General features: G+C 67.6%; 16 protein-coding genes and 1 tRNA gene. 11 read left to right on the top strand and 6 right to left on the bottom strand.

What is annotated here, in order from left to right; translation table 11 throughout:
- The first annotated feature begins 12 nt into the window (after positions 1-12).
- Positions 13-83: transfer RNA gene (locus tag ACFT2C_RS08695), tRNA-Gly, on the top strand.
- 504 nt (positions 84-587) lie between these two features.
- Here the strand turns inward: ACFT2C_RS08695 and ACFT2C_RS08690 are convergent.
- Positions 588-980, bottom strand: coding sequence for an ester cyclase (locus tag ACFT2C_RS08690; RefSeq protein ID WP_377206638.1), 393 nt, complete (start codon positions 978-980; stop codon positions 588-590).
- Positions 981-1,106: 126 nt separating this feature from the next.
- On the opposite strand from ACFT2C_RS08690, the gene ACFT2C_RS08685 reads away from it, so the two are divergent.
- A complete protein-coding gene (locus ACFT2C_RS08685; protein WP_377206637.1) occupies positions 1,107-1,643 on the top strand; it encodes a PadR family transcriptional regulator in 537 nt (178 codons plus the stop codon).
- Positions 1,644-1,840: 197 nt separating this feature from the next.
- Here the strand turns inward: ACFT2C_RS08685 and ACFT2C_RS08680 are convergent, their stop codons facing one another.
- On the bottom strand, positions 1,841-2,071 hold the full coding sequence (locus ACFT2C_RS08680; protein ID WP_377206636.1) for a GTPase: 231 nt from the start codon (positions 2,069-2,071) through the stop codon (positions 1,841-1,843).
- Positions 2,072-2,221: 150 nt separating this feature from the next.
- On the opposite strand from ACFT2C_RS08680, the gene ACFT2C_RS08675 reads away from it, so the two are divergent.
- From ACFT2C_RS08675 to ACFT2C_RS08650, 6 genes are read left to right on the top strand one after another with little or no spacing between them, the layout of a single operon-like run.
- Positions 2,222-3,502 carry an MFS transporter gene (locus ACFT2C_RS08675; RefSeq protein ID WP_377206635.1) on the top strand — a complete coding sequence of 427 codons (1,281 nt, stop codon included), beginning with the start codon at positions 2,222-2,224 and terminating at the stop codon, positions 3,500-3,502.
- A complete protein-coding gene (locus tag ACFT2C_RS08670; RefSeq protein WP_377206634.1) occupies positions 3,499-5,082 on the top strand; it encodes a bifunctional 3-(3-hydroxy-phenyl)propionate/3-hydroxycinnamic acid hydroxylase in 1,584 nt (527 codons plus the stop codon). The genes ACFT2C_RS08675 and ACFT2C_RS08670 overlap by 4 nt, the downstream gene beginning before the upstream one ends.
- A gap of 26 nt (positions 5,083-5,108) precedes the next feature.
- Positions 5,109-6,098, top strand: coding sequence for a gamma-resorcylate decarboxylase (gene tsdA, locus ACFT2C_RS08665; protein ID WP_377206633.1), 990 nt, complete (start codon positions 5,109-5,111; stop codon positions 6,096-6,098).
- Positions 6,095-7,213 (top strand): maleylacetate reductase, encoded by a 1,119-nt coding sequence (locus ACFT2C_RS08660; RefSeq protein ID WP_377206632.1) that lies wholly within the window; start codon positions 6,095-6,097, stop codon positions 7,211-7,213. Before tsdA ends, ACFT2C_RS08660 begins: the two co-directional genes overlap by 4 nt.
- The gene (locus ACFT2C_RS08655; protein ID WP_377206631.1) at positions 7,210-8,082 is read left to right on the top strand and encodes a dioxygenase; all 873 of its coding nucleotides are present in this window, start codon (positions 7,210-7,212) and stop codon (positions 8,080-8,082) included. Before ACFT2C_RS08660 ends, ACFT2C_RS08655 begins: the two co-directional genes overlap by 4 nt.
- A 25-nt stretch (positions 8,083-8,107) precedes the next feature.
- Positions 8,108-8,902, top strand: coding sequence for an IclR family transcriptional regulator (locus ACFT2C_RS08650; RefSeq protein WP_377206630.1), 795 nt, complete (start codon positions 8,108-8,110; stop codon positions 8,900-8,902).
- A gap of 75 nt (positions 8,903-8,977) precedes the next feature.
- Here the strand turns inward: ACFT2C_RS08650 and ACFT2C_RS08645 are convergent, their stop codons facing one another.
- The 3 genes from ACFT2C_RS08645 to ACFT2C_RS08635 form a co-directional block, all read right to left on the bottom strand.
- Positions 8,978-9,964, bottom strand: coding sequence for a fumarylacetoacetate hydrolase family protein (locus ACFT2C_RS08645; RefSeq protein WP_377206629.1), 987 nt, complete (start codon positions 9,962-9,964; stop codon positions 8,978-8,980).
- A gap of 46 nt (positions 9,965-10,010) precedes the next feature.
- The gene (locus ACFT2C_RS08640) at positions 10,011-10,835 is read right to left on the bottom strand and encodes an MBL fold metallo-hydrolase (protein ID WP_377206628.1); all 825 of its coding nucleotides are present in this window, start codon (positions 10,833-10,835) and stop codon (positions 10,011-10,013) included.
- A 104-nt stretch (positions 10,836-10,939) separates the two neighbouring features.
- The gene (locus tag ACFT2C_RS08635) at positions 10,940-12,280 is read right to left on the bottom strand and encodes an MFS transporter (RefSeq protein ID WP_377206627.1); all 1,341 of its coding nucleotides are present in this window, start codon (positions 12,278-12,280) and stop codon (positions 10,940-10,942) included.
- A 78-nt stretch (positions 12,281-12,358) separates the two neighbouring features.
- Between ACFT2C_RS08635 and ACFT2C_RS08630 the strand changes: the two genes are divergently transcribed.
- Complete coding sequence (locus tag ACFT2C_RS08630; RefSeq protein ID WP_377206626.1) at positions 12,359-13,303, top strand: LysR family transcriptional regulator; 945 nt, start codon at positions 12,359-12,361, stop codon at positions 13,301-13,303.
- Between the two features lie 365 nt (positions 13,304-13,668).
- On the opposite strand, the gene ACFT2C_RS08625 is transcribed toward ACFT2C_RS08630, so the two are convergent.
- Positions 13,669-14,262 carry a TetR/AcrR family transcriptional regulator gene (locus ACFT2C_RS08625; protein WP_377206625.1) on the bottom strand — a complete coding sequence of 198 codons (594 nt, stop codon included), beginning with the start codon at positions 14,260-14,262 and terminating at the stop codon, positions 13,669-13,671.
- An 88-nt stretch (positions 14,263-14,350) separates the two neighbouring features.
- Here ACFT2C_RS08625 and ACFT2C_RS08620 point away from each other — a divergent pair, with 88 nt between their 5' ends.
- Entirely contained in the window at positions 14,351-16,879 is a 2,529-nt protein-coding gene (locus tag ACFT2C_RS08620) for an MMPL family transporter (protein ID WP_377206624.1), read from the top strand.
- Between the two features lie 421 nt (positions 16,880-17,300).
- On the top strand, positions 17,301-18,812 hold the full coding sequence (locus ACFT2C_RS08615; RefSeq protein WP_377206623.1) for a non-reducing end alpha-L-arabinofuranosidase family hydrolase: 1,512 nt from the start codon (positions 17,301-17,303) through the stop codon (positions 18,810-18,812).
- The last annotated feature ends 185 nt before the right edge of the window (positions 18,813-18,997 follow it).

Genomic DNA, 18,997 nt, shown 5'->3' with positions numbered 1-18,997 from the left:
GAGCGCGGGCTTGCGGGCGTAGCTCAATGGTAGAGCCTTAGTCTTCCAAACTAATCACGCGGGTTCGATTCCCGTCGCCCGCTCAGACGACGTCGCCGCGGGCGGCATGAAGCGGGAAAGCGCAGTCCGTGCCACCCGCGCCGGCCATGGATGCTCACCGGCCGGCGGGCTGATGGCGACAGCGGCGTGGCCATTCCCACGATCGGTAGCTCTCCGCCGATCGAAAGCCCCGCGACGACCTCCTGCCGGGCCGATCGTGTGCCGATCACCGCGCCACATACGACGTCGACCGTCTCCCGATGCCACTGGTGGAGTTTCGGTATTCGAGGTTGCAGTATTCGCCCGCAGGGCGAGCACTCCCACACCCGGCCCGGTCACGTCAGCGGTGACAAGGCGTACAGCTCTCGCCGCAACGGGCGCTGTCTGCGCGAAGACGCCGGATCAAGAAGACGACCGACCTCTTGCGGTGAACCTGCGCCGGCGCCCGCGCCCCGGTGCGGGCCTTCGCCCTCTGCCACCGCGCCGTACGGGCCCCTCCCGGTAGCGGCAATCCCGCGCGACAGAAGGCTCACCCGGCGCTACGAGGTTCACGACGCCGGTAGGGCACCGATCTGCTGCATCACCCCGAGGAGGTCGGGCTGGCCCCGCTCGCCGACGATCCGGCCGTCGGCCAGGTAGTAGAAGTTCATGGCCTGCACCGAGATCTTGTTGCCGCTCGCCGGGATCCCGAAGAATTCACCGTCGTGGGTTCCCCGCATGGTGAACCGCGCGGCCACTGTGTCGCCTTCGGTGACCGTCTCCTCCAGCGTCCACGCCACATCCGAGAAGCCGCCGCGCATCATCCCGAGGACTTCCATGTACCCATCGGGCCCCCGCAGTGGTTCCGGGTGACTGGGTGCGTGGAACACCGCGTCCGGAGAAATGACCTCGCGGGCGAGATCCTCGTTGCCCGTGTTGATGAACTCGACGAAGCGGTTCATCACTGACTCGGTGGACTGCGACGGCATCATGCTGTGCCTCTCCAGAGACGTTTGGGCGGGTACCCGCGAGCGTAACATCGAATCGATGTTCACATCGAATCGATGTCCGCGTGCGAGGATGGACTGATGCTGGAACTCGCGATACTTGGCTTCCTGGCCGAGGCCCTGCTGCCCGGACACGAGCTGCGCCGCCGCGTCTCACAGCTGACCGGCTATACGCGGCCGGTCAGTGACGGCAGCCTGTATCCGGCAATCAATCGCCTGACCAAGGCGGGCTTGATCGAGCGGCGCGCCGACCCGGCCGCGGGGGCGGCCCGGTACGTGCTCAGGCTGACCGCGGCCGGACGGGCCGAAATGCTTCAGCGCCTGCGCAAGCCTGCCGACCACGAGATCACCGACTTCACCCGGTTCTACATCGTCCTGGCATTCCTCTCCCACCTGCCCGACGTGGCCGAACAGCACGCGGTGCTGCGCAGACGGCTGGAATTCCTGGAAGAACCGGCGAGCTTCTTCTACGACAACGAGCGGCCCCTGCGTGCCGAGGAGATCGCCGACCCCTACCGGCGGGGCATGCTGCGCACCGCCCGCGCCACCAGCCGCGCCGAACGGACATGGCTGCGCGAGACCCTCGGGGAGGAACCGCCCGCATTCAGCACCGCATGAACCGACAGCGATCTACATGCGCCCGCCACTCCCGCGAGCTGACTGCCCACGGAGGTGCCCCCGTGCTTGCATCCGGGTACGACGACCAGGGCCCCGCCGCCGATGTCCTGCACGTCAGCGAACTCCCTGACCCCGTCCCCGGCCCCGGCGAGGTCCGCGTCCGCGTCACCGTCTCGGGCGTCTGCTGTTCAGCAACGTCACCCTGCGACTGCTCGGTAGCGACGACTTGCTCCCAGCGCGAGGTCGTCGTGTGAGCGCATTCCGGGCTGCACCCTAGGCGTGTCAACGAGCACGACCGCGCGGTCCCATGGGTACTCGGTCACGCGGTCCGTGGCGATGTCCGCGTCGATCATCGGCTTCACCGGGCCGTCGGTCAGCGCCTTGACCAGGCTCGACTTCCCGCTGCTGTACTGGCCGGTCAATACCATCCGCGGCCTGTCGTGCGCCTCGAGCGGGCGCGGGCGAGAAGCAATTTCACAATTATGCATTGACTTTCGTATAGGTGAACTCTACCTTGCTGTCAGCGCACCAGCGCACTCATCACCACACGGCACACCTTCTTCGCTAGGAGAATCACCATGTCCGTCACGCTGTCCGGCAATGGCGCCGGATCCCGGCGCGAGCTCCCAGTCCTGCTTATCGCCGCCGTGTTCGCTGCCCTGGAGGGGTATGACCTCGCCTCGTACGGCGTCACCATCCCCTCCCTTCTCGAGTCCGATCTGAACGTGACGAAGCAGTCCGCCGGCTACGTCGGGTCCCTACTCGCCATCGGGATGCTCGTCGGGGCCAGCCTCTGCGCCCTGCTCATCCGCAAGGTCGGAAGCCGACGACTCCTGCTCGGTGGAGCCGGACTCTTCTCGATCGGCATGCTGGTCTGCGCCGTCGCGCACACCTTCGGCCTTTTCGGCCTCGCCCGTACCGTCGTCGGCCTTGGCGTCGGCATCGTCCTGCCCACCCTGACCGCATACATCGCGGACCTCTCCGCCCCCGAGCGACGCACCCGCAACGTGGGCGCGATGATGGCCGGCTATGCAGGAGGCGCCCTCCTCGCCGCCCTGCTCGCAAGCTTCCTGCTGCCCGAGGCGTCGTGGCGGTGGATCTACGGTGCCGGCGCCCTGCCCGCCATCGTCCTTCTCCCGCTCGCCATCCGAGTACTTCCCGAAAGCCCCTACACCCCAGCTACCACAAAGCTCACAACCCAGCGCGGCGACGTCGGCGGCCTGCGCTCCCTGTTCGGCAGCGGTGTGTGGCTGCCGACGCTGCTCTTCTGGGCCATCTCCTTCTGCGGTCTGATGCTCGTATTCGGCATCAGTACGTGGCTGCCCACCATCATGCAAGCGGCCGGCTACTCCCTGGGCTCCTCCCTGCTCCAAGCCGCAGCGATGTGGGTTGGCGCCGCCGTCGGCATGGTCGCCGGGGGACGCCTTGCTGGACGGCTCGGCATCAAGCCCGTCGTCGTGACCTCATTCCTCGCCGGCGCCGCTGCCCTTCTCCTGATGACCCTGAAGCCGCCGCTTCCCTTGCTCTTCGTGCTCATGTTCGTCAGCGGCCTGGGCTTCATCGGTTCACAGGTCCTCACCAACGCCTTCATCGTCACTCGCTACCCCGACCACCTTCGCGGCCCCGCCATCGGCTGGGCGCTGTCCGTCGGACGCTTCGGCGCAATCGTCGGCCCCTCCATGGGTGGCGCGATCCTGTCCTCGTCGCTGGGTGTGTCCTGGAACTTCTATCTGTTCGCCATCCCTGGTGTCGTCGGCGCCCTCCTGGCTGCGTGCGTCCCCCTGATCGGGGCCGGACGACCCGTGTCCGGACAGCACGACGCCCCGGGCGCCCCCGAAGCCGCACGAGCCAACGCATGACCTTCACAGCCAGCGAACAAGCGAACGAGCGAACCATGATGCCCACCCCGGTCGACGTCGACGTTGTCGTCGTCGGATACGGCCCCACCGGTATGAGCCTGTCCGCCCTCCTCGGCCAGCAAGGAATCAGCGTCCTCGCACTCGAACGCTACGACGGCCGTTACAACCTGCCGCGAGCCGCAGCATTCGACGATGAGACCATGCGCACTTTCCAGAAGTTGGGCGTTGCCGAGAAGATGCTCGCCGGCACCAATGTCCAGCCTGGTTACATCTGGGTCAATGGGCAGGACGACGTTCTGCTTGACATCGAGTTCGACAACCCCGGCCGGTGCGGCTGGCCAGCCCAGTACATGATGTACCAACCCCACATCGAAACCGTGCTGGATGACCTGCTCCAGACCCTTCCCACCGTCCAGGTACGACGCGGCAGCCAAGTCACGGGCATCGACCAGCACCCTGACCACGTCACGGTGACCGCGCGAGACAGCCACGGGACCGAACACCGTGTCCATGCCCGATACGTGGTTGGGTGCGACGGCGGTAACAGTTCGGTACGCAACGCAATCGGTGTCGACCTCGACGACTACGGGTTCTTCGAGAACTGGCTCGTGTGCGACTTCCGACTGAGCCACGACGTCCCCGGCCTGCCCACCTTCCGTCAAGTGTGCAATCCCGCTGAACCGATCGCCATCGTCAACATCGGCCCCCGTCACCACCGGCTCTCCTTCCGGCTCGAGGCCGACACCTCCCCCGAGGACGCCATCCAGACGGACCGGGTCTGGGCGCGAGTTGGCGACTACCTCACCCGCGACGACGCCGAGCTGATCCGCACTGCGAACTACACTTTCCGCTCCTGCATCGCCCAGCAGTGGCGGCAGGACCGGGTCCTTCTCGCCGGTGACGCAGCCCACCAGATGCCACCGTTCCTGGCCCAAGGGATGGTCTCGGGGATTCGCGACGCCAGAAATCTCGGCTGGAAGCTTCAGACGGTCCTGGCCGGCGGCCCCGACGAACTGCTCGACACCTACCAGCTCGAAAGGGAGCCGCACGTCCGGTTCATCACGGAGAAGGCTATCGAGCTTGGTCGGGTCCAGACGATGCGGGACGTTGAGGACGCCGAACGCCGCGACGCCCAGATGATCGCAGCCCGCCGAGCGAACCAGAAACCGGACAAGTTGGAGTACCCGGCCCTGAGCGGCGGCCTCATCGTCAGCGGCGGCGAACTCTTTCCGCAAGGGCTCGTCTCCTCAGCCGAACACACCGCCCTGTTTGATGACGTGGTTGGCACCGGGTGGCTGCTGGTCGTCGATGGCGCCGCCACCATCGCCACCCTTGCCGACGACACGCGCGCCGCCTTCCGCGCCCTGGGCGGCCGCGAAGTCGTCTTCGGGTTCGCGTCCATGTTCGAACCTGCCGACCTGTCCGACACCGGCGGGATCTACAGCCGCTGGTTTGCCGTGACGGGCTGCGTCGCCGCCATCGTGCGCCCAGACAGCTACATCTACGCCCTGGCCAGCGACGTAGACGAGCTCAGCACCCTCACCAAGGATCTCCTCGGCCAGCTCAGCGCGCCCGCTTGACCACCTCACCCGACAAGGAGAACATCATGCAAGGCAAGATCGCGCTCGAAGAGCACTGGGCGATCCCCGAGACCCTTATGGACTCCGCGGGCTTCGTGCCCGGCACCTACTGGGACGAGCTGCAAGACCGACTCCTTGACATCCAGGACCGGCGCCTGACCCTGATGGACGAGCACGGGATCGAGACGATGATCCTGTCCCTGAACGCACCCGCCGTTCAGGCCATCCCGGACCGGAAACGCGCGATCGAGGTCGCCCGACGAGCCAACGACGCCCTCGCCGAGGAGTGCGCCAAACGTCCCGACCGGTTCCGGGCCTTCGCGGCCCTGCCGTTGCAGGACCCCGACGCCGCAGCCCAGGAGCTGCAACGATGCATCACTGACCTCGGGTTTGTCGGAGCCCTCGTCAACGGGTTCTCCCAAGACGACCAGCACGGCAACGGGCAGGAACCGCTCTACTACGATCTGCCGCAGTACCGCCCCTTCTGGGCCGAGGTCGCACGGCTCGACGTGCCGTTCTACCTGCACCCGCGCAACCCCCTCGCGCAGGACGCACGCATCTACGACAACCACCCGTGGCTGCTCGGCCCCACGTGGGCGTTCGCGCAGGAGACCGCCGTGCACGCGCTGCGACTCATGGCCTGCGGCCTTTTCGACGACCATTCCTCATTGCAGATCGTCATCGGCCACATGGGTGAAGGAATCCCGGCAATGCTTTGGCGCATGGACCACCGCAACGCCTGGGTCGACCTGCCACCTACCTACCCGGCCAAACGTCGCTTCGTCGACTACTTCACCGAGAACTTCCACATCACCACCTCAGGCAACTTCCGCACCCAATCCCTCATCGACGCCATCCTCGAGCTCGGCGCCGACCGGATCATGTTCTCGACCGACTGGCCCTTTGAGAACATCGACCACGCCGCCGACTGGTTCGACGCGGCTTCCCTCTCAGAGGCGGACCGCACCAAGATCGGTCGCACCAACGCCGTGTCCCTGTTCGGGCTCGGCCGATGAACACCACAACGAGCACTACGACGGGCGCCGCACTGGACGGGTTCACCCACACGACCGGGCCGGCGCGCATCGTGTTCGGGCGCGGCTCGCTGGCCCAGGTTCCCGAAGAGGTCAAACGGGCCGGGGTGCGCCGCGCGCTGGTCCTCACCTCCCCCGAACAGGCCGAGCAGGGCGCCGAGCTGGCCTCATCCCTGGGCGACCTCGCCGCAGGCGTGTTCACCAACGCGACCATGCACACGCCGGTTGCCGTGACTGCCCAGGCTGTCACCGCACTGCGTGAGACCAACGCCGACGGAGTCGTGGCCCTCGGCGGCGGCTCCACCACGGGGCTCGGCAAAGCGATCGCAAGCCGCACCGGTGTACCCCAGGTCGTGGTCCCGACCACCTACGCCGGGTCAGAGGTCACCCCCGTTCTCGGCGAGACCGAACACGGCGTGAAGACCACTCGCAGCGGGCTGGAAATCCTGCCCGAGGTCGTCATCTACGACCCCTCCCTGACCGACACGCTGCCCGCGGCCCTGACCGTGACCAGCGGCCTGAACGCGATGGCGCACGCTCTTGAAGGCCTCTACGCCCGCGACGGAAGCCCCGTCTTCGCCGTGCTGGCCACCGAGGGGCTCCGGGCCTTCCGCGACGCGTTGCCCGCCCTGCACCGTGACCCCAGCGACCAGCATGCGCGCGACGCCGCCCTGTATGGGGCATGGCTTTGCGGGACGGTGCTCGGTGGTGTCGGCATGTCCGTGCACCACAAGCTCTGCCACACACTCGGCGGCAGCCTCGACCTGCCCCACGCCCCCACCCACGCGATCCTCCTGCCCCACACGATCGCTTTCGTCGCCGAGGCAGCCGCCCCACAGCTCGCCCCGGCACGCGACCTGTTCGGCACCCCGCTCGGTGCGACCCTGCACGACTTCACCACCGCCATCGGTGCCCCACAGCGGCTCAGCGACCTGGGAGTGGCCGAAGCCGACCTGGACCGCGTCGCAGACCTCGCCCTCACCTCCGCGTACTGGACCCCCCGCCCCCTGGACCGTCAGAACATCCGCGCCTTGCTCCAAGACGCGTGGGCGGGCCACCGACCTGGCTCACTCGCCTCCCCCGTAGGCACCCCATGACCTACTTCACCGAGCAACGCTCCGTCGAGGCAGTCGTCGAACGCACCAACCTCGACGCCAACCCGCGCCTGGCCCAAGTGATGACCTCCCTCATCGAGCACCTGCATGCGTTCGCCAAGGACGTCGCGCTCACCGAGTCCGAGTGGGAGTACGCCATCACGTTCCTGACCAGCACCGGGCAGCTGTGCAGCCAGGAGCGACAGGAGTTCATCCTGCTCTCCGACGTGCTCGGACTGTCCATGCTCGTGGACGCGATCAACCACCGCCGACCCACCGGCGCGACCGACAGCACCGTCTTCGGCCCGTTCCACGTGAAGGGCGCACCTATCCGCGACATGGGCGAAAACATCACCCTCGACGGCAAGGGTGAAAGCTGCCAGTTCACCGGCCGCGTCGTTGACCTCAGCGGCTCTCCCATCGCAGGCGCATGCGTCGACGTATGGTCAGACAACGCCGACGGGTACTACGACGTACAACAACCTGGCATCCAACCCCAGTGGAACAACCGCGGCCGGTTCATCACCGGCACTGACGGCACATACGCATTTCGCGGAATCAAGCCAACGTCCTACCCGATCCCCGACGACGGCCCAGTTGGGGCGCTCCTGAGCGCGCTCGGCCGCCACCCATACCGGCCGGCGCACATGCACTTCCTCATCACCGCCGCCAACCACGAACGCCTGGTCACACATACGTTCGCCGCCGGTGACGAATACCTCGGCTCCGACGCAGTATTCGGAGTCAAGCATTCCCTGGTGACCAGCTACGAGCGAGCTGACCAGGACACCGTCTGGCGATGCAACTTTGACTTCGTGCTCACCCCGGATACCACCGACAGCCCGCCGTCGACGCCGCCGAGCCCCCGCTAGACTCCCCACTGTGCAGACGGACGATGTGCTCCAGCCGCCCGAGGAGTCGCCCAAGGGCCAGCAGCAGGGCATCCAGTCCGTCGAACTGGCCATGTCCATCGTCGAGGCCATCGAACGTGGCCTTGGCCCCATGAGCCTGACCCAGATCGCTCACGCCACCAACATGGGTGCGAGCAAGGCCCACCGCTACCTGGTGAGCCTGGTCCGTACCGGGCTGGTCGTGCAGTCCCACCGGTCCGGGCTGTACGACCTTGGTCCAGCGATGCGCCGAATTGGTGTCGAGTCCCTGCGTCGCCTCGATGAGGTCGGGCTGGTCTCCGAACATCTCCCCGGTCTGCGCGACCGAACCTCCCACGCCGTCAACCTCGCCGTCTGGGGTGACCACGGACCGATTCTGGTTCGCTGGGACTACGGGTCCTACGCCCTGCCTATCACGGTGCGCGTTGGCGCCACCCTCCCGCTGTTGACCTCCTCGGTCGGCCGCGTCTACCTGGCCTACCTGCCCGACTCCCTCACGCGACCAGTCCTGGAAAGCCAGCTGTCGACAGACTTGGAACGCCTGCCGACCGACGCCGACCTGGAGCGGATACGGGCCGAGGTCAAGAACCGCGGCGCCGCCGTCACCTCCGGCGGCGTGATCCCCGGCGTGGCGTCCATCGCCGCCCCGGTGTTTCCGCCGGGGGACTCCATCCCGCTGGTGATCGCACTGGCCCTGCCGGCCCGCATCGCCGACACCTTGGAGATGGCACGCATCGAGGCCGAGCTACAGCAGACCATCGACCGTATTCGCCTCGACCTGGGCTCGTCGCTGGGCGCATGACGACCCCTGGTACCACAGCCGTAGATCGGGTCGCTGACCTGCGGTGATGCTGGGCGAGCGGCCGAGATTCACGCGTCATCGCTGCGCTCTGGGACGCGTTCGGTCGCGGTGTCGCGCCGGAACGAGCGTGAGAGCCTCCCTGCGGGGTCCGATGCTGTTGCGGATCGTGCCGATTCCCTCGACCTCCACCTCGACGACGTCGCCCGGCACGAGCGGGGGTGGCGTCAGGTCCCCCTTGCGTCCCCACAGCTCGGCGAGGCATCCCCGACCGCATGTCCCCGTCCCCAGCACGTCGCCCGGCACTACGCGAGAGTCCGCGGACGCGTAGCGCACCAGATCGCTCAGTGGCCAGCCCATGTTGGACAGCAGGTCGGAGCCGTACTCGTGCCCATTGACACGGACACGCATCGCGAGGGGCAGGAAACCGTCGTCCGTGAAGCGTGGTGCGAACTCATCGGCGGTGACGATCCAGGGACCGAGCGTGGTGGCGAAATCCTTGCCCTTGCACGGGCCGAGGCCCACCCGCATCTCCCGGAGCTGAAGATCACGGGCCGACCAGTCGTTGAGCACCGTGAGGCCGAAGATGTGCGCCTGGGCGTCGTCGTAGTCCAGATTTGTGCCAGAGCTGCCCGGCATGCGCCCGATGACGATACCGACCTCCGCCTCGTAGTCCAGCTCCTGACACCCGGCGGGGATGCCGATCTGCTCGTCCGTGGCGCGGACTGTGTGGGGGTTCGTGAAGTAGAACGTGGGCGCCTGATACCACTCGTCGACGACGACGGCTTGGTCGCTCATCCGCCGGACGATCCCCTCGACGTGCTCCTCGAACGTGACGAAGTCCCTGATGGACCTCGGCTGGAGCGGCGGCAGCAGATCGACGTCCGCCAGGTGGTGTCCGGCCGCGGCGCCGAGCGTGTTGTCGGCGATGCGTAGCGTTGCGGAGAGTCCGGCCTCGAGCAGATCGTTGACCGGATCCCGACCGGGGAGGGCGAAGACCGCACCATCGTGGACGAATCCGCCGCGTTCCACCCCTTCGTGCCGCCAGCGGGTGATGCGAACCATGCTGTCTCCTCTCTGTTGGGACGGAAGGTGGCCGCGCTCAGAGGTCTCACGCGTGGCACTCCAAGGGCCGCTTCCCGTTGAACTCGTACATCTCCTGGAAGATGGTGTCCGGATCGATCTGCGTGCCGTCCAGCTCTGCGTACGCCCGGTGGAGGTTGCCGACGATGCGCTCGGGATCGAGCAGCCCCGCGAAGCGCGCGAGGTCGAGCTGCTGGGCAGCCTGCAGCGGGCTGAGCCCACGAGCGCGGGCGGACGCAGCCGCCTCGACCACGAACCGCAAGTAGCCGGCCACCTCGTCGATCAGCTCAGGACCGCCGATGTCGCCATGTCCCGGGACGATGACCGCAGGCTGGAGAGCTCTCAGTCCATCCAGGGCAGCCAGCCAGCCGCGCGGCGAACCCGACATGAGAAACGGCGTCCCGCCATGGAAGATCAGGTCCCCGGCGAAGAGGACACGCGACTCGGGCAGCCAGACGTACGCGTCGCCCTTCGTGTGTGCGGTGTCGCCGGGGTGGACGATCCGCACGGTGTGGTCCCCGGCGTGCAGCGTCAGGGAATCGTCGAAGACGACGGTCGGCGGGCGCGGCTGGATGTCGCCCCGCACGAACCGCTCGAAAACGTGCGACGGTACCGGTTGGGGGCGCTGCAGCTCCGCCGCGGCCTCGCGATGAGCGATCACGTCGGCATCGGGCACCATGGAAGCGCCGTTGCTGTGGTCGGGATGGGAATGCGTGTAGACGATGTACCGCAGGTCCCTCCCGGTGGCCTCCCGCATCGAGCGCAGGTAGGCGTGCATCCTCCGCTCGGTGGAGGTCGTGTCGATGCTGATGTTGCCGATCGGGGTCTCGATGACTCCCATGTTGTTGACCATCCAGCCGCCGTGCGGCTGGATATACGCCCAGACGCCGTCAGCAAGTCGCCTCAGCGTGGGAGCCGGGGAAACTGGGCGCGATGCGATGCTCGTGCGTGCTGTGCTCATGCGGACCGCTGCGGGAAGCGGGGCAGGAGCAGCAGCACGACGGCACCCACGGCCAGGAGGCTTGCGGCGATGACAAGGGCGATGTCGTAGGACCCTGTCGCGTCGAAGATGAAGCCCGCCGCGACGGGTCCCAGTGCGGTGCCCACGATGAAGCAGCTGTAGATCACGCTGTAGAGCGTGCCGAACTTCCGCGGGCCGAAGTACCGGGAGCTCAGGTAGGCCATGAGGTCGATCTCCGCGCCGAATCCGATGCCGATCAGGACGGCCGTCAGCGCCGCGGCACCCGGTCCGACCCACAGCAGCAGCAGGCATCCCAGCGCGGCGACGAGGAAGAGCGGAACGGCAACATAGGTCGCATAGACGCGGTCGAAGAGCCATCCGACGATCGGCCGGCTGATCACCGTGCCGACCCCGACGAACGACGACAGCAGGGCGGCCTGCACCGGATCGACTCCAGCATCGATCAGCATGGGCACGAAGTGAGGCACCATGGTCAGCAGCGCCCATCCCAGGATCAGGAAGACGCCGCAAAGGGTCCAGAACTCCACGCGCCGCAACGCCTGAGGCACGGTCAGGCCCGGCAGCGGCGAGCTGTTCTCGGCCAAGGCGGACGTACCAGGATGCTGCCTCGGCAGGCGAGCAACGAGCAGGAAGAGCAGCGGCAGGATACCGAGCGCCCCCATCACGAGATAGGCCGACCGCCATCCGGACGATGCGGTCACAGCGCCGATGAGCGGTGGCAGCAGGAGCCCCGCAGCGCCGAGACCGCCCGCCATGATCCCGAGCGCGAGTCCGCGGCTGACGTCGAAACGCTCGACGACGGCCTTGGAATATGTCACAGCCGCGGTGCCGGCCCCGAGGATTCCGGCAAGGCCGTAGCAGACGAGGAACACGATCAGCGAGGAGGTCGCGCTGCCGAGCAGGAACAGGACAGCTGCGAAGAGCGGGAGCGAGACCAGCGCGACCCGCCTGACGCCGAAGCGATCCAGGATGCGGCCGAGGAAGGGCACAGCGATCGCCAAGCCGAGAGCGCTCCACAGGTTCGCGAGGTTGATCTGACCGCGCCCCCAGCCGAACTCCTCCTGCAGCGGGACCACGAGAGGCCCGAGGATGTAGTTGAGGGCGCTCAGGCCTACGCCGGCACCGATCGTCGCGAAGACCAGGGAAGGCCAGCCGGCGCGCAGTTCCTGACGCGCGAGGGCTCTGTCGTCGGCAAGGATGCCTGTACTCATGGGGGCACGCTCTTTCGTCATTGAAAGGTGATTAGTGCGAGACAACCCGGTCGGACGAAGCGATGAGCAGCCGGGTGCGCAACCAGGTTGACACCCAGGCAGCATCCATACAATCGTGGGTTTCGTATGAGAACTATCCACGGCATGGATGTCTGACTGGATCGCCCACGGTGAGGAGACGCGATGTCGTCGTTCGACCTGAACCTGCTCAGGCCTCTGCACGTGCTTCTGGAAGAGCGCAGCGTGACGCGCGCCGCCGCACGGCTGAACCTGAGTCAGCCTGCGACATCTGCCGCACTCGCCCGCCTGCGCAGGCACTACAACAACGAGCTCCTGGTGCGCTCGGGCCGCTCGATGGAGCTGACCCCGTTCGCCCGCGACCTGCTGCCCGCCGTGTTGCGCGGGATAACTGAGCTGCAGGTGGTCGTAGACCGCAAGGAGGTGTTCGACCCGGCACAGACGCAGCGGCGCTTCGTGCTCGCCGCGACCGACTACATGACTGCGATCCTCGCGGGCCCCCTGATGAAGACGTTCGCACGGGAGGCGCCCGGGGCCTCGGTCGACTTCGTGCCGCAGCCGCCCCAGAGCGGCGACCTGACTGCGTTCGCGAAGCTCGACGCGATCATCGGGCCGCAGGGACTCCATCTGCCCGGTCGCAGCGAGGAGCTCTTCTCCGATGACTTCGTGCTGATCGCCGATCCAGCCAACTCCGTCCTCGATGCTGCGAATCCCCGTCTCGAGATGCTGCGGCACGTTCCGCACGCCGCGGCGTACCTGACCGGCCCCGATGACATCGGTATCGATGCCGTGCTCAGCCGCGCCGGGATCGATCACGTCGTCGCCGCTCGGCTCTTCGGGCTCGCGTCGCTGCCGCTGCTCGTCTCCGGGACGGATTTCGTCGCGCTGGTCCCGCGGATGCTGGCTGCGCGGGCGTCGCAGACGCTCGGCCTCACACGGTTCGAACTTCCCGCTGAGCTCAACGTGGCGATGACCGAGGCCATCTACTGGCACCCGCGAGACGATGACCCCGCAGTTCGCTGGCTGCGGGAGGCCGTGAAGCGCACGATCCCCGCCCTCACCGATGACTTGGGCACACCGTCGCCGCTCGTGCTGCTCGCCTCGTCCTGATCAAGCAGGCTGAGTCTGTGCCAGGCCCGCGTTTCGTCCGTCGGAAACGGTCCCACCGCCGCTACCCCCCAGCCGTTGAAACAACTCCGATCAGCGCGGGGTCGTGTCGGGGCCCGGCACATGGCGCCGGAACTGGAGCTCAATAGCCGCGTCGGCAAGGGCGTCTACGTCCGCAACCAGCCGCCGCTGGTCATCGACACCGGCGCCTACCGGAGAGCACGACGCGGAGCTGGCGGATCACAGGCGTGCGTACCGGCCGGTCGAGCATCTCGACCTCTTCGCGCGTCGGAGGCCGTGCGGAAACACGGTCGACGAAGGCGCGCTGCGACCGGGCCGGCCGCGGTTGCCACGGCAGGTCACCGTCGTCAGCCGCCGACTGGGCCGACCGGAGGCTCGGGCAGCAGCAGGCCCACCAACCGCTTGGCGGCGCCTGGCGCGGCGGGCGTGCGCTGGAGCACGTGCACGATGGCCACCCCGATCAGGGCGTCGACCGCTTCCTTGAGCGGCGTGCCCGCGGGTAGCTCCCCCGCCTCGGTGGCGGCGTCCAGCCGCGTGGTGAGCAGAGTCGACACGCCGAGCGAAGCGTCGAGCTGGCGACCCACGGACTCGTTCTCCGCGGCGACGACGACGAGGGACCGCACCAGCCCGCTGTTCTCCGGTGCGTCGGTGAACTGGAACAGGGCGTCGAGCCAGGTGGTCAGGTCGTTGCGGATGTCGCCGGTGTTCGGTGGGACGACATCGGTGGGCAGCAGTCGGCCCTCGAACAGGCACTCGGCCACGAGCTCGCTCTTGGACTTCCACCACCGGTAGATCGTCTGCTTCGCGACGCCGGCCTCGGCGGCGATGCCCTCGATGGTGAGGCGGTCGTACCCGCGTTCCGCGAACAGCTCGGCAGTGGTCTCCAGGACCGCGATGCGCGCGGCCTCGCTCCGGGCTGCTCCACGTCGACGGTCCGCCATAGCGCGATCCTACGGGACCTATTAACGAGACGCAACGTTGCGTCTATGTTACGCTTCGACCATCCCCCGAGAACTAAGGAGAACGACGATGGCTGAGCTGCTGTACAAACTGGGCAGGGCCGCCGCGCGGCGTGCATGGGTGGTGATCGGCTCCTGGGTGCTGGTACTCGCTCTCACCGGTGGCGCGTTTGCCACCTTGGCGGGGACGCTCGCGACGAGCTTCGACATCCCCGGACTCGCGTCCTCCAAGGTGGTCGACAAGCTCACCGACGGCCTGCCTGACCTCGCCGGGGCCGCCGGCACGATCGTGTACCGGACGCAGGACGGCTCACCATTCACGGACGCGCAGCGGGCGCGGATCAGCGAGCTGGTCGACGACGCCCGCGACCTGCCCGACGTCTCTGCCGTGAACGACCCGTTCAAGGCCGAGGAGAAGCGCGCCGCGCAGGCCCAGGACCTCAAGGACGGACAGGCACAGCTCGACGCCGCCCGCGCCGACCTGCGGGCCGGCCAGCGGAAGCTCGACGAGGGCACCGCCCGGCTCGACGCGGGACAGGAGCAGCTGAATGCTGGTCAGGCACAGCTCGACGCCGCACGCAAACAGGCGACGGCCGCGGGGCTCCCGACCGACGAGCTGGACGCCCAGCAGGCGCAGCTCGATGCTCAGCAGGATCAGCTCGACGCCGGCCGCGACAAGGCCGATCAGGGCCAGGCCAAGATCGACGATGGCCTCGCCACGCTGCAGGACAAGGCGAAGCAGCTCAACGAGGGCTCCGAGCTGCTGGACCTCGCCAAGAACATCCACCTCGTCTCCGAGGACGGCTCGACCGCTCGGGTGAACGTCGCCTTCGACGTGCCCCGACTCGAGCTGCAGGAAGAGTCCAAGCAGGCAGTCGTGGACCACTTCACCGGTGAGCCGATCGACGGGGTCGAGGCGGCCGCGTCGTCGGACATCTCCGAGGACGTGCCGAGCCTCGTGGGACCCGGCGAGGTCACGGGGCTCCTGTTCGCGGCCGCAGTGCTGCTCGTCCTGCTCGGTACCGTGCTCGGCGGGGGCATCCCCATCGTCACCGCGCTGATCGGCGTGGCCATCGGCGCGCTCGGCGCACTGTCCTTCTCGGGCGTGGTCGAGATGGCGTCGGTGACACCGATCCTCGGCCTCATGCTGGGCCTCGCGGTCGGCATCGACTACTCGCTGTTCATCGTCAACCGGCACCGCAAGCAGCTTCTGCACGGGATGACCGTGCACGACTCGATCGGGCTGGCGAACGGCACTTCCGGCACGGCTGTCGTCTTCGCGGGCAGCACCGTGATCGTCGCGCTGCTGGCCCTGAACATCACCGGCATCCCCTTCCTCGGCCTCATGGGCACCGTGGGCGCCGCCTGTGTGGCCATCGCGGTGCTCGTCGCGATCACCCTCACGCCCGCACTCCTGGGGCTGCTCGGGGAGCGGGTCGTCAGCCGCAGGGCCCGGGCGAAGGTCGCCGACAGCGACCTCGTCGACCCCGTCGTCGCGGACGTGAAGCCGATGTCTACCGTCCGCGCAGTGGTCACCGTGCTGGTGAGCGCCGCCGCCCTGCTGGTGCTGGCGATCCCCGGGCAGTCGATGCGACTCGGTCTGCCCGACGGCTCCGCGCAGCCCGCCGGCTCACAGGCAGAGCGCGCCTACACGATCTCCGAGGACGCCTTCGGCGCCGGCAGCAACGGCCCGCTGCTGATCACGGTCGATCTGCCTGACGGCCTGAACGACGCCGGGGAGAGGGAGGCACAGCTCGCGGTGGCCCGCGTCCTGTCCGACGTCGACGGCGTCACAGCGGTCGCCCCGATCGCTGTGTCCGACGACGGCCGCCTGGCCGCCTTCCAGGTGGTACCCACCGATGGCCCCAACAGCGAGTCCACCGAGCAGCTGGTGCGCGACCTACGCGACCTGCCGCCCGTCGACGGCAACCTGACGCTCGGCGTCGCCGGTCAAGCCGCGATCAACATCGACATCTCCGAGAGACTGAACGATGTGCTGCCGCTGTACCTGATGGTCGTCGTCGGCCTGTCGCTGCTGATCCTCCTGCTCGTGTTCCGCTCGATCCTGGTGCCGGTCATCGCGACCGGCGGGTTCGTGCTGTCGCTGCTGGCGACGTACGGGGTGATCACCGCGGTGTTCCAGCAAGGGTTCGGCGCGAGCCTCATCGGCCTGGACAGCATCGGCCCGATCCTCAGCTTCCTGCCGATCATCCTGGTGGGCATCCTGTTCGGCCTGGCCATGGACTATCAGCTGTTCCTCGCCACGGGCATGCGCGAGGCCTACGTCCACGGCGACCCGGCGCGCGTCGCGGTCGCGCGCGGCTTCCGCGCCGGCCGGTCCGTGGTGATCGCCGCCGGGCTCATCATGGTCTCGGTGTTCGGCGGCTTCGTGTTCGCGGACTCCGCCATGATCCGGTCGTTCGGCTTCGGCCTCGCGTTCGGTGTGCTCGCGGACGCGTTCGTCGTCCGGATGCTGCTCATGCCGGCCCTCATGCACCTGCTCGGCAAGAGCGCCTGGTGGCTGCCGAAGTGGCTCGACAGGATCCTGCCCGACATCGACGTCGAGGGCGCCAACCTCGGACGCCGTCACCACACGTAGCCCTGGTCTTCGCGGGCCCGCTCAGGACGGCGACGGTGGTTCCGCGACCACCGCCGCCGTCCTACCGGCAATGATCTTGCGGCTGGGCACCGCCCAGCACGCCTGGCTGGCGCAGGCAGGGCGACCCTGCACGCCTGCGGGAACCTCCACGCCCAGCGCCGATGAGCCGGTCCCAGGGCCAAACGCGCCCACACGCGCCGTCGACCGGACCTCCTTGACGGGCGGGCGTGTTAGCGCTCACAATCTGGGCTAGCCGACGATGTCTGACCTTCCGGGCAAGCCTGCTTCGTCGGAGTTTTGGATAGGAGCGGTGCGCCCCCTGTGCGGTGTGAGCGCTCACTTTTTCAACGGATGCGCCCGGGCATGCGTCGCGGTGCGCCCTCTCTCAGGTGAACCGTCCGGCTCTTGATCAAGGAGGATCATGTCTGCCCTTTCCAGTTCTCGATCGATCGCGCCGCCGCAGCGGCGACCTCGCTGGTTGAAGCGGCTCGTCGCCGCCACCGTCGCGGCGTTGTTAGCCGGTGGTGGCATCTTCGCGGTCACCGAGACGGCCGCGGCCGCCACGGTCGACCCGACTGCCTGGTACGTGCTGCTGAACCGCAACAGTGGCAAGGCCATGGACGTCAGCGGCGTGTCCACCGCCGACGGAGCCCTGATCCACCAGTGGACCCGCACCAACGCCAACAATCAGCAGTTCCAGTTCGTGGACGCCGGCGGCGGCTACTACAAGATCAAGGCGCGGCACTCGGGCAAGGTCATCGATGTGTCCAGCTGGTCGACAGCCGACGGTGCCGCGATCCACCAGTGGACCGATACCGGCGGCGCCAACCAGCAGTTCCGGCTGGCCGACTCCGACAGCGGCTACGTGCGCCTGATCAACCGCAACAGCAACAAGGCGGTCGAGGTCCAGAACGCGGCGACCAACGACGGCGCCGCCGTCGTGCAGTACAGCGACTGGGGCGGCAGCAACCAGCAGTGGCAGCTCGTCCGCGTCGACGGCGGGAGCGGCACCTGCACCCTTCCGTCGACGTACCGCTGGACATCGACCGGCCCCCTGGCGCAACCGGGGAACGGGTCGGTCGCGCTCAAGGACTTCACCAACGTCGTCTACAACGGCAAGCACCTGGTCTATGGGTCGACACACGACGGGGTAGCCCCCCCGGGCGGCAGCTGGGGCTCGATGGCCTTCAGCCCCTTCACGAACTGGTCCGACATGGCGTCGGCCGGCCAGACCCAGATGACGAGCTTCTCTGCCGTTGCGCCGACGCTTTTCTACTTCGCCCCGAAGAACACCTGGGTGCTCGCCTACCAGTGGGGTTGGCCGTACACCTTCTCCTACCGCACGTCGAGCGACCCCTCCAACCCCAACGGCTGGGGCCCGCACCAGGAACTCTTCACAGGCACCCTTCCCGTCGGGGCCCCCCTCGACCAGACCCTCATCGGCGACGACAGGAACATGTACCTGTTCTTCGCCGACGACAACGGCGGCATCTACCGCGCGAGCATGCCCATCGGGAACTTCCCGAGCAGCTTTGGCTCGAACTACACGAAGATCATGAGCGACACGTCGCTCAACCTGTTCGAGGCGCCGGAGGTCTACAAGGTCCAGGGCCAGAACCAGTACCTCATGATCGTCGAGGCCCAGGGTTCGAACGGTCGCTTCTTCCGCTCGTTCACCGCCACCAGCCTCGACGGCACCTGGACCCCGCAGGCCGACACTCAGAGCAACCCGTTCGCCGGCAAGGCCAACAGCGGCGCGACCTGGACCAACGACATCAGCCACGGCGATCTGGTTCGCACCAACCCCGACCAGACCAAGACCATCGACCCCTGCAACCTGCAGTTCCTCTACCAGGGGCGCGACCCGAGCTCCGACGGTATGGACTACGGCCGCCTGCCCTATCGGCCGGGTCTGCTTACCCTGCAGCGCTAATGGCGTGACGTAGGTCCGGCGCGGGTGTTCCTGACCCGCGCCGGCAACAGCTCACAACGAATCGGGTGAGCGCAGAGCCCGGAAGCCCAGGTCAGAGCCAGTCTCTGACCTGGGCTTCGTGCGCTGAAAGGCTGGGGCTCGCCGGACTCCTACCGGCGATCGTGTGCTCTCTGTCGCGCTCGAAG

The sequence above is a fragment of the Promicromonospora sp. NPDC057138 genome, assembly GCF_042670845.1.
Classification (GTDB): Bacteria; Actinomycetota; Actinomycetes; order Actinomycetales; family Cellulomonadaceae; genus Promicromonospora.
Note: the sequence above shows the minus strand (reverse complement) of the source record. Positions and strands in the feature narration are given on the sequence as shown.